Below are 17,326 nucleotides of genomic sequence, written 5' to 3'. Positions count from 1 at the left end.
GCGGAGGTGCATCTCCCGCTCCCGCGAATCCGAACGCAAGCGCGAAGAACGCGACGCCGCGAGCTGGCCCGCCCCGGCGAGCAACCGGACCTCCGCCGCGTGCACCTGCGCGGCCTGTTTGCGCAACGCCACGATTCCCTCGACCAGACCGAGGACGGGGGCGTTGTCGAGCGCCTCCACAACCCCGGTCTGATTCGAACTCATGTTCGATACTCTACGGACGGCCTCCGACATCCAAAGCCCGAAAACCACGTATTTCCGGCCCAGAACAGGACTTCAGGATGAGAGTTCTCTCACCTTCCTCAGCCGCGCGCCACCGACCCGGCCTCAGACCTCGGGGTCGAGCGGCTTCGCCGGCAGGCGCACCTCGAACGCGGTGTCGCCCGGAACGCTCCGCATCGAGATCGTGCCCTCGTGCGCCTCGACGATCGCTCGCACGATCGACAGCCCGAGGCCGGAGCCTCCGGTTTGGCGGGCGCGCGAGGTGTCGCCGCGCGAGAAGCGTTCGAACAGCTCGGCCTGAAGTGCCGGGTCGATTCCCGGGCCGTCGTCCTGCACGCGAATGACGGCGTCGGATCCTTCGCGCGCAACGCTCGTCGTCACGTGCGTCCCGGCCGGGGTGTGGGTGCGGGCGTTCGCAAGCAGGTTGGCCACAACCTGGTGCAGGCGTGCGGTGTCGCCCGCGATCTGCACGGGCTCGTCGCCGACCTCGATGCTCCACTCATGATCGGGTGCGGCGACCTGGGCGTCGCCCACGGCCTCAACGACCAGGCGAGACAGGTCGGACGTGCCGTAGACGAGCTCTTGCCCCTCGTCTAGGCGCGCGAGCAGCAAAAGGTCCTCGACGATCCCCGTCATCCGTAGCGACTGCGCCTGGATGCGCTGCAGCGATTGCTCGCTGGTTTCGCTCAGCGATCGGTCGCGCAGGGACAGCTCTGAGTACCCGCGGATCGAGGCCAGGGGAGTGCGGAGTTCGTGGCTCGCGTCGGCGACGAACCGGCGCATCCGCTCTTCGTTGCGTTGGCGGGCGTCGAGGGATGCGTCGACGTGATGGAGCAGCGTGTTCAGTGCCGCTCCCACACGGCCGATCTCGGTGCGGTCGTCGGCCTGGGCGGCGGGCACGCGTTCCGAGATCGACACCTCACCCTGGTCGAGGGGTTGCCGAGCGACGCGCGACGCCGTATCGGCGACCGCACGCAGCGGTTTCAGGCCGCGTCGGATGGTCCAGGCCGTCGCGACGCCGAGAAGCACAAGCCCCCCGGCGGTGAGGAGAGCGGTCGCGGTGAGCAGGCTGGCGATCGTGCTCTGGACCTCTTCCAGCGACAGGCCGACGGCCCCGACCACCTCGCGGCTGTCGCGGTTCACGACCGCGATGACGCGATAATCGCCGAGATCGTTGCCCACGTTCACGGTCGTCGGGCCATCGGCGGATACCGCGTCGAGCACGCGCTCGATCTGCGTGGCGGACAGCGCAGCCACCTCACGCGTCTCATCGACGACGGCACCCGTCTGGCTACCGCTCGAGTCGCTCAGCACAAGCAGGAATCCGGACTCCTGTCGGCCCCCTTCGAGGATCTGGAAGGCCGTTGCGTCGCTACCCGGAAACCCGGGCGGAAGCGAGAGCGCCTCCGTGCCGAGGCTCCTGAGCCGGGCGTCGACGTTGCCCTCGAGCACCCGCCCGAGGACGACGCTCGTGACGATCGACACCAGGACGAGGATGATCGACACGATCCCGACGACGGTCAGGATCAGGCGCCGCTGCAGGGTCCAGGGTGCGCGCGGGCGCTTCGCTGCCGGGGTGGTCCGAGAGGACGCCGAAGACGCCGAAGAAGTCGAGGACGGCGAAGCGGAGGCATCCGTCTCGGACACCTCCGCCTTCACCGGAGTGGGGCTCGTCACTGGGGCGCCTTGATCATGTAACCGACGCCGCGGACCGTGTGGATGAGCGGCGGATGACCCGCGTCGATCTTCTTTCGCAGGTACGAGATGTACAGCTCGACGACGCTCGAGCGTCCGCCGAAGTCATAGTTCCAGACGCGGTCGAGGATCTGCGCCTTCGAGACCACGCGGCGCGGATTGCGCATCAGGAAGCGCAGCAGTTCGAATTCGGTCGCGGTCAGCTCGATCTGCGCGCCGGCCCGCTCGACCTCGTGGCTGTCCTCGTTGAGCGACAGGTCGGCCACACGCAGGATCGGCTCGGCCTCGTCGGCGAATGCCGAACCGGCGCGACGCATCAGTCCGCGCAGGCGCGCCACGACCTCTTCGAGGCTGAAGGGCTTGGTGACATAGTCGTCGCCGCCCGCCGTGAGCCCCGCGACGCGGTCGGCAACCGCGTCCTTCGCGGTGAGGAAGAGCACGGGTACATCGTCGCCCGACTGCCGCAGGCGCTGCAGCACGGCCATCCCGTCGAGGTCGGGCATCATGATGTCGAGCACGAGAGCGTCGGGCTCGAAGTCGCGCACGAGTTGCAGTGCCTCGTAGCCGCTCGCCGCGGTCTTGACCTCCCACCCCTCCATGCGCAGGGCCATCGAGAGCAGGTCGGTGAGCATCTGCTCGTCATCGACGACGGCGATGCGCAGGGCGGTGCCATCGGGGCGGTGCAGGGCGGGAGCGGCGGAAGTCATGTGTTGATTCTGGGACCGAAGTCTATGTGCTTCCTATGGGTGCGGATATGCGTTTGCTGTGAATCGGGCGGATAGTGCCCATCCCCAGCACACCGTAGGCCGTTTTTCACCAGAGCGATGTGCGCACATAAGGAACCCATAAGTAGGTCCTCACCCTTACATCAGTGCTCTCCCTAGCGTCGATCCCGATCCGGTCGCGGGGCCGGACAGGAGGAGAGACATGTACGGGACTTATCTACGTCGCGAGCTCGCGGGCCGCCGAAAGCAGACCATCATCGTGGCTGCCGGGCTCGGCGTTGCGATCGCGCTCGTCATCATCGTCAATTCGCTATCCGCCGGGGTGCGCGACGCGCAGGCACAGGCGCTCGAGTCGATCTACGGCGTCGGCACCGACCTCACGGTCACGGGCGCGACAACCGAACCCGGAGAGGGGGGCGGGCCGCAGTTCGAATTCGAGGATGGTGCGGGGGAGACATCCGACGGCACCACCTCGCTCAGCCAGTCGCGCCTCATGGCCGATCGGATGCGCGGAACCCTCGACGCCTCGACCCTCACGACGGTCGAGTCGCTCGACGGCGTCTCGGGCGCATCGGGTGCGCTCAGCCTGACCAACACGACCTTCTCGGGCGAGATGCCCGATATGTCGCAGATGGGGCAGCCCGGCGAGGGCGGCGCCCCGCCGGCAGGGGGAGCGGATGGCGCGGGCGGCAGCGCCTTCGACGTGGAGTCCTTCACGGTGCTCGGCATCGACCCCTCGGCCGTGTCCGTCGGGCCCCTCTCGGCCGTAACCCTCGAGGACGGCCGGGCCCTCGACGCCGACGACGTGGGACAGAACGTCGCGATCGTCGACTCGACGTATGCCGCGACGAACGAACTCGCGGTCGGCGACATGATCGATGTCGGCGGTACCGAGATGGAGATCGTCGGTGTCATCGCGTCCACCTCGAACGAGGCGGACACCGCCGCCAACGTCTACCTGCCGCTGGATGTGGCGCAGACCCTCTCCGGGGTGGGGGACGTCATCTCGACCGTGTACGTGCAGGCCGATTCATCCGACGCGATCACCACCGTGCAGGCCGAACTCGCCGAAGCGCTCCCGGAGGCGACGGTGAGCTCGCAGTCCGATCTGGCCTCGTCCGTCTCGGGATCGCTGTCGAGCGCGAGTTCTCTCATCAGCAACCTCGGCACGTGGCTCTCGATCATCGTTCTGGCCGTCGCGATCATGCTCGCGGTGCTCTTCACGATCTCGGGTGTCTCCCGCCGTACTCGCGAATTCGGGACGCTGAAGGCCATCGGCTGGTCGAACGGCCGCGTCGTCGGCCAGGTCGCGGGTGAGTCGCTGGTCCAGGGCCTCATCGGCGGTGTCGTCGGACTCGCGATCGGACTTGCGGGAGTGCTGACGATCAACATCATCTCGCCGACCATCTCGACGGCGGCCGAGACGACCACGCAAGCCGGCCCGGGTGGCATGGGCGGGGGCGGCATGGGCGGCTTCGGCGGAGCGGCGACGGCACAGACCGCAACGGAAGTGGTGCTCAGCGCGCCACTCACCCCCACGGTGATCGCTGCGGCCATCGGGCTCGCCGTTGCCGGTGGCCTCATCGCCGGAGCGTTCGGCGGCTGGCGCGCGGCCCGGCTCAGCCCGGCCGAAGCTCTCCGTTCGGTGGGCTGATCCATGACTGACACGACAGGAGAAAAGACGATGACCATGATCGACACCGAGGCCCACGCAAACCCGGGTGCCCCGGCATCCGTCCTGTATCGCCTCACCGGCGTGGGGAAGACGTACCCGCAGAAGGGTCGCCAGGTGCGTGCACTGCACAAGGTCGACCTCGAGATCGATCAGGGCGACTTCATCACGATCCAGGGTCCGACCGGTGGCGGAAAGTCGACGCTGCTGCAGTTGCTCGGCGCGCTGGACCGTCCCTCCGTGGGGTCGGTCATGCTCGGTGAGACCGATATGGCGTCCGCCTCGAACGCGGCACTCGGGGCGCTGCGGGCGCGCGAGATCGGCTTCGTGTTCCAGGGGTTCAACCTCATCCCGACCCTGACGGCGCACGAGAACGTCGACATGGGGCTCGAGCCGCTGGGCCTGTCGAAGGCCGAGCGGGCGGAGCGGGTGACCGAGGCGCTCGGTCACGTGGGTCTCGCTGACCGCGGCGATCACCGCCCGGGTGAGCTGTCGGGTGGTCAGCAGCAGCGGGTCGCGATAGCCCGAGCCATCGTCAAACGCCCGCGCGTGCTGCTGGCTGATGAACCCACGGGAAACCTCGACGAGAGCATGCGCGACGAGATTCTGCGTCTGCTCGAGGGGCTGCACCAGTCGGGGCTCACGCTCATCATGGTGACCCACGACTCCGCCGTCGCCCGTCGGGCGAAGCGTCGGCTGCGGCTCGAGAAGGGTTCTGTGCGCGACATCACGCGCTGACCCATCCTTCATGTCCCACTTTTCGGGATGTGTGTCCCACTTTCGCTCGCTATAGGCAACTCTTTGCGAGCGAAAGTGGGACATGGTCGTGGGGCCTATGCCACTTCGGCGGCGGGCCAGACGGTACAGGTGCTCCTAGCCGGCCGAGTACGCGTGCGCGACCATGCGGTCGAACGCGGCATCGAGCTCGGGGTTTACCCGCTGCAGTTCCGGATTCGCGTCGAAGTGGGCCAGGATGCGGCGCGCCCCCTCGTCGAACCGCACGGTCGTGCGGAACTCGGGGACCAGGGCGCGGATCTTCGCGGTGTCGAACACCATCGAGTGCGCCTTATCGCCCACAAGTCCCGGGCCGAGATCGGGACGGAACACGGCGATCGTCTCGGATGCGATGTGCACCAGCCGCGGCTCGGTTACCTCCGCCGCCTGGGCGAGCCATCCGTAGATCTGATTCCACGTCGGGGCGTGATCGCCCGTGATCGTGTAGGCCTCGCCGATCGCCTGGGGTGCGCCGAGCAGTCCGGTGAATGCGACGGCGAAGTCATCGCTGTGGGTCAGGGTCCACAGGCTCGTGCCGTCGCCGTGCACCACGACAGGCTTGCCCGCCCGTATCCGCGCGATGTCAGTCCAGCCGCCCATCGTCGGCAACAGCTTGTGGTCGTAGGTGTGCGAGGGGCGGACGATCGTGACCGGCAGCCCGCGGTCGCGGTAGGCGCCGACGAGCATGTCCTCGCAGGCGATCTTCTCGCGTGAGTACTGCCAGTACGGGTTTCGCAGCGGAGTGGACTCGGTCACGGGCAGGCGCCGGGGCGGCTTGTCGTACGCGGAGGCGGAGCTGATGAAGATGTACTGCGCGCAGCGCCCCTCCACGAGCCGCAGGACGGTCTCGACATGATCGGGCGTGAACGACAGGAAGTCGGCGACGACGTCGAAGTCCTGCCCACCGATCGCCCGGCGCGAAGCATCCTCGTCGCGAATGTCGGCGATGATCTCGCGAACCCCCGCGGGAAGAGGCTGTCGACCCGAACCGCGGTTGAGCACGCTGACCTCGTGTCCTGCCCCGACCGCCGCCCGCACACAGGCCGCGCTGATGGTTCCGGTCCCGCCGATGAAGAGCACTCGCATGTGCCCGACCCTAGTCCCGGCCCCCACGAAACGTGTCCCCCTTTCACTCGCTCAGCACAGCTGATAACGAGCGAAAGGGGGACACGGATGCGTCGTGCGAGACCCGCAGGTCAGTGCGTGTCGGTCGCCTCGATCTCGGTGCGGTCGCCCGACCACAGCGTGTGGAACGTGCCGGGCTTGTCGATGCGCTTGTAGGTGTGCGCGCCGAAGAAGTCGCGCTGACCCTGGATGAGCGCGGCCGGGAGGCGCTCTGCGCGCAGCCCGTCGTAGTAGGCCAGGGACGACGAGAAAGCCGGAGCCGGGATGCCCGCGGTCGCCGCCGCAGAGACGATCCGGCGCCACGCGCCCTGCGCGCGGGTCAAAGCGTCGACGAAGTACGGAGCCGTGAGCAGCACGGGCAGGTCCGGGGTTTCGGCGTAGGCATCCGCGATCCTGTTGAGGAACTGCGCGCGGATGATGCAGCCGGCGCGCCAGATCTTCGAGACGGCACCCAAGTCGATGTTCCAGTCGTACTGTGCGGCGCCCGCGCGGATCTCATCGAACCCCTGCGAGTACGCGACGATCTTCGAGGCGAACAGTGCGAGGCGCACGTCCTCGATGAAGGCGTCTTCGTCCTCGAGCTCGAGCTCTTCTTCGGCGCCCGGCAGGTCGCGGGCCACGGAGCGCTGCTCGGGGTGCGACGAGAGCGAACGCGCGAACGTCGCCTCGGCGATACCCGAAACGGGAACGCCAAGGTCGAGTGCCGTCTGCACCGTCCACGCGCCGGTACCCTTGGCGCCGGCTTGGTCGAGAATCACGTCGACGAGCGGCTTGCCCGTGTCGAGATCGACCTGGCGCAGCACCTCGGAGGTGATCTCGATCAGGTAGGACTCGAGTTCGCCCGTGTTCCACTCGGCGAAGACATCCGCGATCTCGGCGGGGGACTTGCCCGTGCCTCGCCGGATCAGGTCGTACGCCTCGGCGATCAGCTGCATATCGGCGTACTCGATGCCGTTGTGCACCATCTTGACGAAGTGCCCCGCGCCGTCGTGGCCGATGTGCGTGACGCACGGCTCGCCCTCGGCGACCGCAGCGATCGAGCGCAGGATGGGACCGAGCTTGACCCACGACTCGTCCGAACCACCGGGCATCAGCGAGGGGCCCTCGAGCGCGCCCTCTTCTCCGCCCGAGACACCCATTCCGACGAAGTTGATGCCGGTTTCGCGGACGGCGCGCTCGCGGCGGATGGTGTCGGTGAACAGCGAGTTGCCACCGTCGATGATGATGTCGCCCGGCTCGAAAACGTTGACGAGCTCGTCGATCACGGCATCCGTCGGCCGGCCGGCCTTCACCATGACCAGCGCGGCGCGCGGCTTCTGCAGCGAGGCGGCGAACTCGGCGTAGTCGAAGGCGGGTACGAAGCCCGCCTCGGGGTGCTGCTCGGCGAGGTGCTCGGTCTTGTCGCGGCTGCGGTTGTAGATGGCGACCGTGTTGCCCTCGCGGCGAGCGAGGTTGCGGGCGAGGTTCGAGCCCATGACGGCGAGACCGACAACGCCGATGTTGGCGACGGCTGCGCCATCCTCACCGGGGCCGGAGGGGGTTGCCGTATCGCGGTCGACATCCTCCGGGCGGGGCGCACCCTCGTGCTCCGGTGCGGAGCCGGGGGAGTCCTCCCGGTCCGTCGAAGTGTTGACCTGCGGGGACGGATCGTTCTGCGACACGCGCGCTCCTTGCGTTCCTAGAGGGGACGCATCCAGGCTATCGCGCTGTCCTTCGCGCCGTGCGGCGGAAGTGATCCCGCGCCGCGTCGGGTCAGTCCTTGCGGTAACCCGATCGGCCCATCGACCAGAACGCGCCAGCCGTGAGGACCGCACCGACCGCGGTCAACGCGCCGATGGACCACACGAGAACGTGAGAGAGAAATACGCCGTCGATCATGATCTGCTCCGGTGGTGGGTCGGGCCGGGGAGGGTGAGGCCGGGTGTATTCACGCTACAGGCATCTCCGGTAGGATGGTGTGCACCCTCGGCGAGGGATGTCGTTGCGCGGTCGTCCGTCTGCGCGAGGCATCCGTGATCGACGTGGCGATGTGGGCCCTGGTGGCACTCCTCCCGCGTTGGCGTTTGAGTCGAGAACCCCAGACCTACGTGACGGATCCCGTCGCGTGCCCACAAGGAGATTCATCATGTCGAAAGACACCCAGGCAGATACCAAGGACGACACCAAGGTCCACGCCGAGCTTCGCACCAGCTTCGGCAAGGGCTTCGCCCGTCGCCTCCGCGCCGCAGGCAAGATCCCGGCCGTCATCTACGGCCACGGCGAACAGCCCGTGCACGTCGCCCTCCCGGGTCACCAGGTCGCGCTGCTGCTGCGTCGCGCCAACGCGGTGCTCGAGCTCGATGTCGAGGGCACCCAGCAGCTGACGCTGGTCAAGGACGTCCAGAAGGACCCCGTGCACCAGATCATCGAGCACATCGACCTGCTCGTGGTGAAGAAGGGCGAGAAGATCCAGGTCGACGTGCCGATCTCGATCATCGGTGAGCCCGCGCCCGGAACCCTCGCCGCTCAGGACGCCAACACGGTTCTGCTCGAGGTCGAAGCCACGCACATCCCGCAGCGCATCGAGGTCGACGTCGAGGGACTCGAGGATGGCACGCACATCACCGCTGCCGACCTGAAGCTGCCCCGGGGGGCATCGCTCATCGTCGACCCCGAGACGCTCATCGTCGCGATCTCCGTTCCGTCCGCGACACTTGCGGCCGAGGACGAGATCGCCGAGCTCGACGCGGCCGTCTCGGCTGCTCAGGCCATCGAGGCCGAGGAAGCCAAGGACGAGTCCGCCGAATAAGCAACCGCGCAACCGCGCAACCGGAGCCCGCTCTCGCCGATACGGTGGGGGCGGGCTCCGTGCATGAGGGCATCGACAGAGGGAGTGGGCGTGGCTGACGCGTGGTTGGTGGTGGGGCTCGGCAACCCGGGTTCGCGTTATGAGAGCACGCGTCACAACGTCGGGCAGATGGTCGTCGATGAACTCGCCCGACGCCGCGGCGCAACGTTCAAATCTCACAGGGCGAATGCGCGGGTGGCGGAGACGTGGCTCGCGGCGGGTTCAGCGAAGCTCGTGCTGGCGAAGCCGAACTCGTTCATGAACGTCTCGGGCGGACCGGTTTCGGGCCTCGCGGCATTCTTCGGAATCGAGGCCGATCGGGTCATCGTCGTCCACGACGAGCTCGACATCCCGTTCGACACCATCAAGCTCAAAGTCGGCGGCGGGCACGGCGGTCACAACGGCGTGCGCGATGTCGCGAAGGCCCTGGACACGCCCGAGTTCACCCGCGTTCGCGTGGGGATCGGGCGGTCTCCCGGCCGTCAGGATGCGGCGGACTGGGTTCTCGACCCGTTCGGTGCGGCCGAGAGAGCGCAGCTGCCACTCCTGATCGGGGATGCCGCGGATGCTGTCGAACTGGTCGTCGGCGAGGGTTTGCTCGCGGCCCAGCAGCGGTACCACGCGCCCCGCGAGTAGCGCTCTCCGACCCGGGCGTCAGACGCCGATGCCGGCACCGGTAGCGCCGGTCGCGATCCCCGCGATCCCGGCACCGTAGACGACCGTGCCGAAGATGAAGAGCCCGACGGCCGCGACGACGACCGCCGCGATGCCGGTGCCGAGTCCGCGGCGCTTGGCGATCGCAACGATTCCCTGGACGATCGCCCAGATGCCGAGCACCGTGCCGGCCCAGAAGGCGATCTCGCCGAGCAGCACCCACTCGCGAACGGGGGAGAGGAACGAGAGGTCCTCCCACGCCGTGCTGGGCATGGTCTCGAAACGGGAAGAGAGGCCCGTGCCGACCTGGAATGCGGCGACGGCACCGATGATCGGCGTGACCACGGCGGCACCGAGCGCGAGCAGCAGCGCAACCAGTCCGAGCCCACCCGGCTTCTTCGCGGTGGGTCCGGCGGCGGGTGCTCCCGCCGCCGGATAGGTGCCCGGGTACATGCCGGTCGGTGGGTAGCCGGCGTTCGGACCGGGGAGAGACGGATGCTGGGGGCCCGGATACGGTCCGCCCGCGTAGGGCGGGTTCGGGTACGGGGGAACCGGAGGAGCGACGGGTGGGGCGACCGGCGGCGCTACCGGAGCCGCGCCGGGCTGCGCAAACGGCGGCGCGGCGGGCGGCGTGGTCGGCGGGGATGGATAGTCGCCCGCGGGGGGCTCATCCGTGGGCGGCGTCTGGTCGCTCATGCCCTCATCCTAGGGTCGGGAACGGCGCGGTGTCGGTGGGGGCTCGTAGACTGGTCACGTGTCAATTCACGGAATCACGCGCGCCCTGGCGCGCTCAGAAGCGTTCCGTGAGGGCCTCGACGAGGCCTCCCGCGACGCCGACCTCTCTCTCATCGAAGGCCTCGTCGCCCCCGTCCTCTCCGCCCTCGTCGAGCGGCGCGCAGCGGCGGGGCGTCCGCCCGCGTTGCTCGCGATCACGCCGACCGGACGTCGAGCCGACCAGCTCGGCCCCTCGCTCGCGGCCTACCTGCCCGACGCCCTGGTGCTGTCGTTCCCCGCGTGGGAGACCCTGCCGCACGAGCGCCTGAGCCCGAGCCCTGAAATCGTGGGTGCCCGACTCGAGGTGCTGCGTCGGGTCGCAGAGTGGGACGGCTCACGGCCGCTCATCGTGACGGCTTCGGTGCGGGCGGCGCTCCAGCCGATTGCCTCGGGCCTCGAGAACGTCCGGCCCGTCGAGCTCGCGGTCGGCACCCGCGGCCATGACCTGACGTCATTGGCCGAACGACTCGTCGAGCTCGCCTATACGCGCGTCGACATGGTTTCGCGTCGCGGGGAGTTCGCGCTGCGCGGAGGCATCCTGGATGTCTTCCCTGCGATCGCCGATCACCCGTGCCGCGTCGAGTTCTTCGGCGACGAGGTCGATCAGATCCGCGCGTTCGCCGTCGCCGATCAGCGCTCACTGCCGGGCGCCATCGATTCGATCGCCCTGCCGCCCAGTCGAGAGCTGCTGCTCACCGCCGAGGTGCGCGAGCGGGCCCGTGCGCTGCAGGGCGAGCTGCCGGGACTTGCGGGAATGCTCGAGCGGATGTCCGAGGGCATCGCCGTCGAGGGCATGGAGTCCCTCACGCCGGTCCTCGCGGACGGCATCGTGCCGCTCGTCGACTACCTCCCGGCGGGGACCGCCGTGGCCCTCGTCGACCCGGAACGCGCTGTCGCGCGCGCGATCACGCTGCAGGACACGAACCGCGAGTTCCTCGAGGCGGCCTGGAGTGCCGCGACGGCGGGCGCCGACACGCCGATCGACCTCGGCAAGGGCGACTTCTTGACCCTGCCGAACCTGCGCGCGGCATCGGCCGAGCGCGGGGGAGTCTGGTGGACCCTGAGTGCCTTCGACTCCGGGGCCGTTGACGCGGCTGCGGACGGAGTGCTCGAGCAGGGCGAATCATCCGCCGTCCGCTTCCCGGGAGCCGGCATCCCCTCGTTCCACGGCAATATCGACGGCGCCACGGCGCACGTCGGCGACCTGCTCGCGGACGGGTGGAGCGTCGTCGTCGCGGCTGCCGGTTCGGGCCTGGTCGATCGCGCGCGCGATGTGCTCTCCGAGCGCGGCTTCGCGGCGCGGGTCGTGGACGATCTCGTCGATGCTCCCGAGGCGGGCGTCGCCATGCTCGTGAAGGCGCCGATCGAGGCGGGGTTCTCATTCGCCGACGCGAAGATCGCGGTGCTCACCGAATCCGATTTCTACGGGCGCACGATTAGCGCGGACTCGCGGGTGGTCAAAAAGCTGGCGTCGCGTCGGCGGAACGTCGTCGACCCGCTGCAGCTCAAGGCCGGTGACTTCGTGGTTCATTCCACTCACGGCATTGGCCGGTTCGTCGAGTTGGTTCAGCGTGAGGTCTCGTCGGGTGGGCGCAACCCCGTCAAGACCAAGCGCGAATACCTCGTGGTCGAGTACGCCCCGAGCAAGCGCGGCTTCCCGGGCGACAAGCTCTTCGTGCCGACGGATCAGCTCGATCTGCTGTCGAAGTACGTCGGAGGAGAGGCCCCGACGCTGTCAAAGATGGGCGGGAGCGACTGGGCGGCGGCGAAGGGTAAGGCCCGAAAGGCCGTCCGCGACATCGCCGTCGAGCTCGTCAAGCTCTACTCGGCGCGTATGTCGGCCAAGGGGTTCGCCTTCAGTCCCGACACCCCGTGGCAGCGTGAGCTCGAAGAGGCGTTCCCCTTCGCCGAGACGCCCGACCAGTTGCAGACGATCGACGAGGTCAAGGCCGACATGGAGCGGCCCATCCCGATGGACCGCCTGCTCTCGGGCGATGTCGGCTTCGGTAAGACCGAGGTCGCCGTGCGGGCCGCGTTCAAGGCGATTCAGGACGGCAAGCAGGTCGCGATGCTCGTCCCGACCACGCTGCTGGTCAAGCAGCACCTCGAGACCTTCACCGAGCGGTTCGCCGGGTTCCCCGTGCGCGTCCGGGCGCTCTCACGGTTCCAGACCGATAAAGAGGCGCGCGAGATCGTCACAGGGCTCGAGGACGGCTCGGTCGACATGGTGATCGGCACCCACCGCATCCTGACCGAAAAGGTGTCGTTCAAGGATGTCGGGCTCGTCATCATCGACGAGGAGCAGCGCTTCGGGGTCGAGCACAAGGACGCTCTGAAGAAACTCAAGACCAACGTCGACATCCTGGCGATGAGTGCGACACCCATCCCGCGCACGCTCGAGATGGCGGTGACGGGCATCCGTGAGATGTCGACGCTCGCGACGCCGCCCGAGGACAGGCATCCGATCCTCTCCTACGTCGGGCCGCGCAACGACAAGCAGATCGCCGCCGCGATCCGGCGGGAACTGCTGCGCGAGGGGCAGATCTTCTACGTGCACAACCGGGTCTCGTCGATCCAGCGGGTCGCGGCGCACTTGGCAGAACTCGTGCCCGAGGCGCGCATCGCGGTCGCGCACGGACAGCTGGGCGAGCACGCGCTCGAGCAGGTCGTCGACGACTTCTGGGAGCGCAAGTTCGACGTCCTCGTGTGCACGACGATCATCGAGACCGGCCTCGACATCTCGAACGCCAACACGATCGTGATCGACCGCGCCGACAAGTACGGCCTGTCGCAGTTGCACCAGTTGCGCGGTCGCGTCGGCCGTGCGCGCGAGCGAGCGTATGCGTACTTCCTCTACGACGACATGAAGCCGCTGTCCGAGACCGCGGCCGACCGACTGGAGACCATCGCGGTCAACAACGACCTCGGGTCGGGCATGCAGGTCGCTCTGAAGGACCTCGAACTGCGTGGCGCAGGCAACATGCTCGGTGCCGAGCAGGCAGGCCATATCGCGGGCGTCGGATTCGACCTGTACCTGCGCATGATCGGCGAGGCCGTCGCGACGTTCCGTGGCGACGATGTGGAGGGGCAGACCGAACTGCGACTCGAGCTGCCGGTGCGGGCGCGCATCCCGGAGTCGTACATCGACAGCGAGCGTCTGCGGCTCGAGGCGTACCAGAAGCTTTCGTCCGCAGCGACGGCAACGGCGGCACCCGACGCGATCGACCTGGTCGTCGAAGAGCTCCGCGACCGCTACGGCGAGCCGCCCGCCGAGGTCACGGGTATCATCGCGGTCGCTCGCCTGCGCCGCCGCGCGGCACGCTCCGGCCTGACGGATGTCGTCGCGATGGGCCCGAATCTGCGGGTCGCTCCGGCACATCTGCCGGATTCGTTGCGCGTACGGATGCAGCGGCTCTACCCCGGCGCGAAGCTCATGTCGGGCGGCGAGGCACTCGTGGTGCCGATGCCGCGGTCGGGCGCCGACGCGCTACCGGACGACGAGCTGATCGCCTGGACGGGGCAGTTGCTGACGGCGCTGTTCCCCGAGCCCACGCCCGAGGCTCCGGCCACCGGTGTGGCACAGGAGTCCGCGCCCGCGGCATCCGCCTGACCGCCCCTGACGCGCGAGGGTGCCCGTTCCGGCCGTCGAGGGTGCCCGTTCCGCGCGCGAGGGTGCCCGTTCCGCGCGTCGGAGTAGGTTGAGCGCATGTTGTTCGAGCACCTCGGGGCGCGGCCCCGCATCGATCCCACGGCGGTCATCGCCGAAACCGCGGTCATCTCGGGTGACGTCGAGATCGGCCCCGATTGCCAGGTGCTTCATGGCGCCGTGATCACGGCCGAGGGCGGCCCGATCACGCTGGCGGCGTGCGTCATCGTGATGGAGAACGCGGTCATCCGGGCCACGTCGGCCGACGCCGTGCACATCGGCGATCACACGCTGATCGGCCCGGGCGCTACGCTGAGCGGCGCGGTCATCGGCTCGGAGGTCTTCCTCGCGACGGGCACGCGTGTGTTCAACGGCGCGCGGATCGGCGACCGCTGCGAGGTTCGGATCGGTGCGATCGTGCACCTGCGCACGACACTTCCACCCGAGACGGTTGTGCCGATCGCCTGGATCGCGGTGGGGCATCCGCTCGGACTGTATTCACCAGACCGGCACGACGAGATCTGGGCCGCGCAGAAGGAACTCGATTTCCCGGGCTACGTCTTCGGCCTCGACCGCGACACACCCGACCTGATGGTGCAGCTCACCGAGCGCTACGGCCGCAGCCTGTCGCGCCACCGGCAGGATCGTCGCATCGATTGAGGCTTGGCGGGTGCGTGCCTTACGCCCAGTTGGCGCCGCACGACAGGCACCGGAACTCGAGCGCGGGTTCGTCCGCGTACAGCTCGTCGCGCAGCTCTTCGTGCCGGTCGAGTTCGAGGACGAACCATCCGAATTCCACGACCCGCACGCGAGTGTCGTCGCAGACGGGGCAGATCTCGGCGGCGAGATCGCTGACGTCTTGTCGTGTCTCGTCTTCTCGTGTCTTGATCATGCGAACACGCTAAGCCGGGCCTCCGACATCCGTCCGACCGCCACGCGTGGCCGCGTCCGAACGACGCCGAGAGGACGCAACATGCCGTGTGCGAGTGAACCCGCACGGCATGTTGAGTCCTCTCGATGTAAGCGACGGCGTCGCCCGAACGCGGGCGAGGCTCAGCCGGTGTTCTGCAGGCCCGCCGCAACACCGCTCACCGAGAGCAGAAGCAGACGCTGCTGTTCGGGATCGGCCCCGGAGCCGGCCGCGGCCGAGGCGCGCAGGGCACGCAGGGCGCGCAGCTGCAGCATCGACAGCGCGTCCACGTAGGGGCTGCGCATCTTGACGGCGCGTTGCAGCACGGGCTTGTTCGAGAGCAGCTCGCCCCCGCCGGTGATGCGGATCACCCAGTCGCGCGTCGATTCCATCTCGGCGAGCACCAGTTCGGCCAGCTCGTCCCGGTCGCCGAGCGCCAGGTACCGGCGGGCGATGCGCGGGTCGGCCTTGGCCAGGCTCATCGCGACGTTGTCGATCATGGTGCGCAGGAGCGGCCATTCGTCGTAGGCCTCGCGCAACAGAGCCTCGTCTCCGACGGCGTCGAGCGCGGTGCCGAGGCCGAACCATCCGGCCAGGTTGATGCGCGCCTGCGTCCACGCGAACACCCACGGGATGGCCCGCAGGTCTTCGAGCGATTCGACCGACAGTCCGCGGCGAGCCGGGCGTGAGCCGAGCGCGAGCAGGCCGACCTCTTCGAGCGGTGTGACGGTCGCGAACCAGGGCGCGAATCCGGGCGCGCGCACGAGCGAGAAGAAACGCTCACGGGATGCGGAGTCCATCGTCGCCGCGACGCCCGCGTACCGCGAGGCCGCGGCCTCGTTCCGCCGCTCGATCGACGGGGACGACGCCAGCAGCGTGGCCGCCGCGACCTGGTCGATGTGGCGCATGGCGATCGCCGGGTCGCCGTAACGGGCGAAGATGACCTCGCCCTGCTCGGTGAGCTTGAAGCGGCCCTCGACGGAGTGCGGCGGCTGCGCCAGGATCGCGCTGTTCGCGGGCCCACCACCGCGCCCGAGGGCGCCACCGCGACCGTGGAACAGGGTCAGTTCGATGCGCTCATCGCGTGCCCACGCGGCGATCGCGGCCTGTGCCTCGTACAGGGCGAGGTTGGCGGCGACGGGCCCGACGTCCTTCGACGAGTCGGAGTAGCCGAGCATGACCTCGAGGCGCCGACCCGTCTCGTTCAGCCGCGCGGCGAACTCGGGGTGCGTGACGATCTCGGCCAGGATCTTCGGCGCGGCCTGCAGATCGGCGAAGGTCTCGAACAGGGGGATGACGTCGAGCACGGGGCCGGACGCATCCGGCCCCACCGCAAAGCGCGCGAGGCGACGCACGTTCGCGAGGTCTTCCGCCGACTGCGTGAACGAGACGATGTAGCGCCCGGCCGCGCGCGGGCCGAAGCGTTCTTGCACGAAGGCGACGGCACGGAAGACCTCGAGAACCTCTTCCGTCGTGTCGCTCAGCGCGCCCCCGGCCTCGAGCTCTTCGAGGGCCTTGCGGTGCACCTGCGAGTGCTGGCGCACCTCGAGCTCGGCCAGGTGGAACCCGTACGTCTCGACCTGCCAGATCAGCTGCTGCAGCCCGCCGAAAGCGTGGCGCTCGGCGGAGGCGGCGACGAGCGAGTCTTGCACCACCCGCAGGTCGGCGAGAAGTTCGTCAGGGTCGCGGAAGGCGAGGTCGGCGTCACGGGTGCGGGTCGCGGCGATGCGGCGGGCGAGCAGCAGAAGGATGCGCCGGTGCGGCTCGTTGGGCGAGCGCTTGGCGATATCGGCGGCCGCGTCTTCGTCCGCGGCGCGCAGCCGGTTCCAGAGGGCGACGAGCGCGGGACTCGGGGGAGTGGTCTCGGCGTCGAGGGTCAGTGACCGACCGACGCGCGAGGCGGTGCGCTCAAGGCCGAGCAGCGCGTGCTCGGAGGCGATCGCGGCGGCCTTGCGGGTCACTTTGGCGGTGACGAACGGGTTGCCGTCGCGGTCGCCGCCGACCCACGAGCCGATCCGCACGAACGGGCGCACGATCGGCGCGCGACGACCGGCTTCGGCTCCCTGCAGCGCGTCGTCGACCCGGCGGTACACGTGTGGCACGGCGGTGTAGAGGGTCTCGTCGAAGACGGCCATGATCGCGCGGACCTCGTCGGTGGGCGAGGGCTTCTCGGCGCGGAGCGGCGCCGTGCGCCAGAGTGTGTCGATTTCTTCGAGGATGCGGCGGCGCGCCCGGCGCTCGTCGGCACCGCCGTCCCGCGAAGAGTCGAGGGTCTCGAGCAGCGTCGCAATCCGGCGCACGG

General features: G+C 68.8%; 15 protein-coding genes. 6 read left to right on the top strand and 9 right to left on the bottom strand.

Annotated features, from left to right (window positions below; genetic code table 11):
- The 3 genes from MIC448_RS06355 to MIC448_RS06345 form a co-directional block, all read right to left on the bottom strand.
- Positions 1-204, bottom strand: a 204-nt coding sequence (locus tag MIC448_RS06355) for a hypothetical protein (protein ID WP_144237994.1), incomplete at its 3' end; no start/stop codon positions are given.
- A 123-nt stretch (positions 205-327) separates the two neighbouring features.
- Entirely contained in the window at positions 328-1,899 is a 1,572-nt protein-coding gene (locus MIC448_RS06350) for a cell wall metabolism sensor histidine kinase WalK (protein ID WP_243419908.1), read from the bottom strand.
- On the bottom strand, positions 1,896-2,624 hold the full coding sequence (locus MIC448_RS06345; protein ID WP_036297488.1) for a response regulator transcription factor: 729 nt from the start codon (positions 2,622-2,624) through the stop codon (positions 1,896-1,898). Before MIC448_RS06345 ends, MIC448_RS06350 begins: the two co-directional genes overlap by 4 nt.
- A 220-nt stretch (positions 2,625-2,844) precedes the next feature.
- Between MIC448_RS06345 and MIC448_RS06340 the strand changes: the two genes are divergently transcribed.
- The gene (locus MIC448_RS06340; protein ID WP_036297486.1) at positions 2,845-4,296 is read left to right on the top strand and encodes an ABC transporter permease; all 1,452 of its coding nucleotides are present in this window, start codon (positions 2,845-2,847) and stop codon (positions 4,294-4,296) included.
- A 30-nt stretch (positions 4,297-4,326) separates the two neighbouring features.
- A complete protein-coding gene (locus MIC448_RS06335) occupies positions 4,327-5,052 on the top strand; it encodes an ABC transporter ATP-binding protein (protein WP_199484414.1) in 726 nt (241 codons plus the stop codon).
- A 135-nt stretch (positions 5,053-5,187) separates the two neighbouring features.
- Here the strand turns inward: MIC448_RS06335 and MIC448_RS06330 are convergent, their stop codons facing one another.
- The 3 genes from MIC448_RS06330 to MIC448_RS16560 all read right to left on the bottom strand — a co-directional run bounded on the left by MIC448_RS06330 (position 5,188) and on the right by MIC448_RS16560 (position 8,091).
- Positions 5,188-6,174: an SDR family oxidoreductase gene (locus MIC448_RS06330; protein WP_036297484.1), complete on the bottom strand. Its 987-nt coding sequence runs from the start codon at positions 6,172-6,174 to the stop codon at positions 5,188-5,190.
- A gap of 110 nt (positions 6,175-6,284) precedes the next feature.
- A complete protein-coding gene (gene gndA, locus MIC448_RS06325) occupies positions 6,285-7,712 on the bottom strand; it encodes an NADP-dependent phosphogluconate dehydrogenase (protein ID WP_036297493.1) in 1,428 nt (475 codons plus the stop codon).
- 253 nt (positions 7,713-7,965) lie between these two features.
- Complete coding sequence (locus tag MIC448_RS16560; RefSeq protein ID WP_269800292.1) at positions 7,966-8,091, bottom strand: hypothetical protein; 126 nt, start codon at positions 8,089-8,091, stop codon at positions 7,966-7,968.
- 247 nt (positions 8,092-8,338) lie between these two features.
- Between MIC448_RS16560 and MIC448_RS06320 the strand changes: the two genes are divergently transcribed.
- Together MIC448_RS06320 and pth are read left to right on the top strand one after the other, a co-directional pair.
- Positions 8,339-9,001 (top strand): 50S ribosomal protein L25/general stress protein Ctc, encoded by a 663-nt coding sequence (locus MIC448_RS06320; protein WP_036297482.1) that lies wholly within the window; start codon positions 8,339-8,341, stop codon positions 8,999-9,001.
- A gap of 90 nt (positions 9,002-9,091) precedes the next feature.
- Entirely contained in the window at positions 9,092-9,676 is a 585-nt protein-coding gene (pth, locus tag MIC448_RS06315) for an aminoacyl-tRNA hydrolase (protein WP_036297492.1), read from the top strand.
- An 18-nt stretch (positions 9,677-9,694) separates the two neighbouring features.
- On the opposite strand, the gene MIC448_RS06310 is transcribed toward pth, so the two are convergent.
- Positions 9,695-10,390: a hypothetical protein gene (locus tag MIC448_RS06310; RefSeq protein WP_199484413.1), complete on the bottom strand. Its 696-nt coding sequence runs from the start codon at positions 10,388-10,390 to the stop codon at positions 9,695-9,697.
- Between the two features lie 58 nt (positions 10,391-10,448).
- Between MIC448_RS06310 and mfd the strand changes: the two genes are divergently transcribed.
- Both mfd and MIC448_RS06300 read left to right on the top strand, forming a co-directional pair.
- Entirely contained in the window at positions 10,449-14,078 is a 3,630-nt protein-coding gene (gene mfd / locus MIC448_RS06305; RefSeq protein ID WP_036297478.1) for a transcription-repair coupling factor, read from the top strand.
- A gap of 96 nt (positions 14,079-14,174) precedes the next feature.
- Complete coding sequence (locus tag MIC448_RS06300; protein ID WP_036297477.1) at positions 14,175-14,774, top strand: gamma carbonic anhydrase family protein; 600 nt, start codon at positions 14,175-14,177, stop codon at positions 14,772-14,774.
- A 19-nt stretch (positions 14,775-14,793) separates the two neighbouring features.
- On the opposite strand, the gene MIC448_RS06295 is transcribed toward MIC448_RS06300, so the two are convergent.
- Together MIC448_RS06295 and MIC448_RS06290 are read right to left on the bottom strand one after the other, a co-directional pair.
- Positions 14,794-15,006, bottom strand: coding sequence for a hypothetical protein (locus MIC448_RS06295; RefSeq protein ID WP_036297475.1), 213 nt, complete (start codon positions 15,004-15,006; stop codon positions 14,794-14,796).
- A gap of 161 nt (positions 15,007-15,167) precedes the next feature.
- On the bottom strand, positions 15,168-17,326 hold a 2,159-nt coding region (locus MIC448_RS06290; protein WP_036297473.1), incomplete at its 5' end, for a phosphoenolpyruvate carboxylase.

The organism is Microbacterium sp. C448 (assembly GCF_000582705.2).
In the GTDB taxonomy this organism is placed as follows: Bacteria; Actinomycetota; Actinomycetes; order Actinomycetales; family Microbacteriaceae; genus Microbacterium; species Microbacterium lacus_A.
Note: the sequence above shows the minus strand (reverse complement) of the source record. Positions and strands in the feature narration are given on the sequence as shown.

Excerpts from the sequence above, each read along its gene's own strand:
- MIC448_RS06345 (WP_036297488.1), bottom strand. The coding sequence starts at position 2,624 with ATGACTTCCGCCGCTCCCGCCCTGCACCGCCCCGATGGCACCGCCCTG.
- MIC448_RS06320 (WP_036297482.1), top strand. The coding sequence starts at position 8,339 with ATGTCGAAAGACACCCAGGCAGATACCAAGGACGACACCAAGGTCCAC.
- MIC448_RS06335 (WP_199484414.1), top strand. The coding sequence starts at position 4,327 with ATGACCATGATCGACACCGAGGCCCACGCAAACCCGGGTGCCCCGGCA.
- MIC448_RS06340 (WP_036297486.1), top strand. The coding sequence starts at position 2,845 with ATGTACGGGACTTATCTACGTCGCGAGCTCGCGGGCCGCCGAAAGCAG.
- MIC448_RS06310 (WP_199484413.1), bottom strand. The coding sequence starts at position 10,390 with ATGAGCGACCAGACGCCGCCCACGGATGAGCCCCCCGCGGGCGACTAT.
- MIC448_RS06295 (WP_036297475.1), bottom strand. The coding sequence starts at position 15,006 with ATGATCAAGACACGAGAAGACGAGACACGACAAGACGTCAGCGATCTC.
- MIC448_RS16560 (WP_269800292.1), bottom strand. The coding sequence starts at position 8,091 with ATGATCGACGGCGTATTTCTCTCTCACGTTCTCGTGTGGTCCATCGGC.
- MIC448_RS06330 (WP_036297484.1), bottom strand. The coding sequence starts at position 6,174 with ATGCGAGTGCTCTTCATCGGCGGGACCGGAACCATCAGCGCGGCCTGT.
- MIC448_RS06300 (WP_036297477.1), top strand. The coding sequence starts at position 14,175 with ATGTTGTTCGAGCACCTCGGGGCGCGGCCCCGCATCGATCCCACGGCG.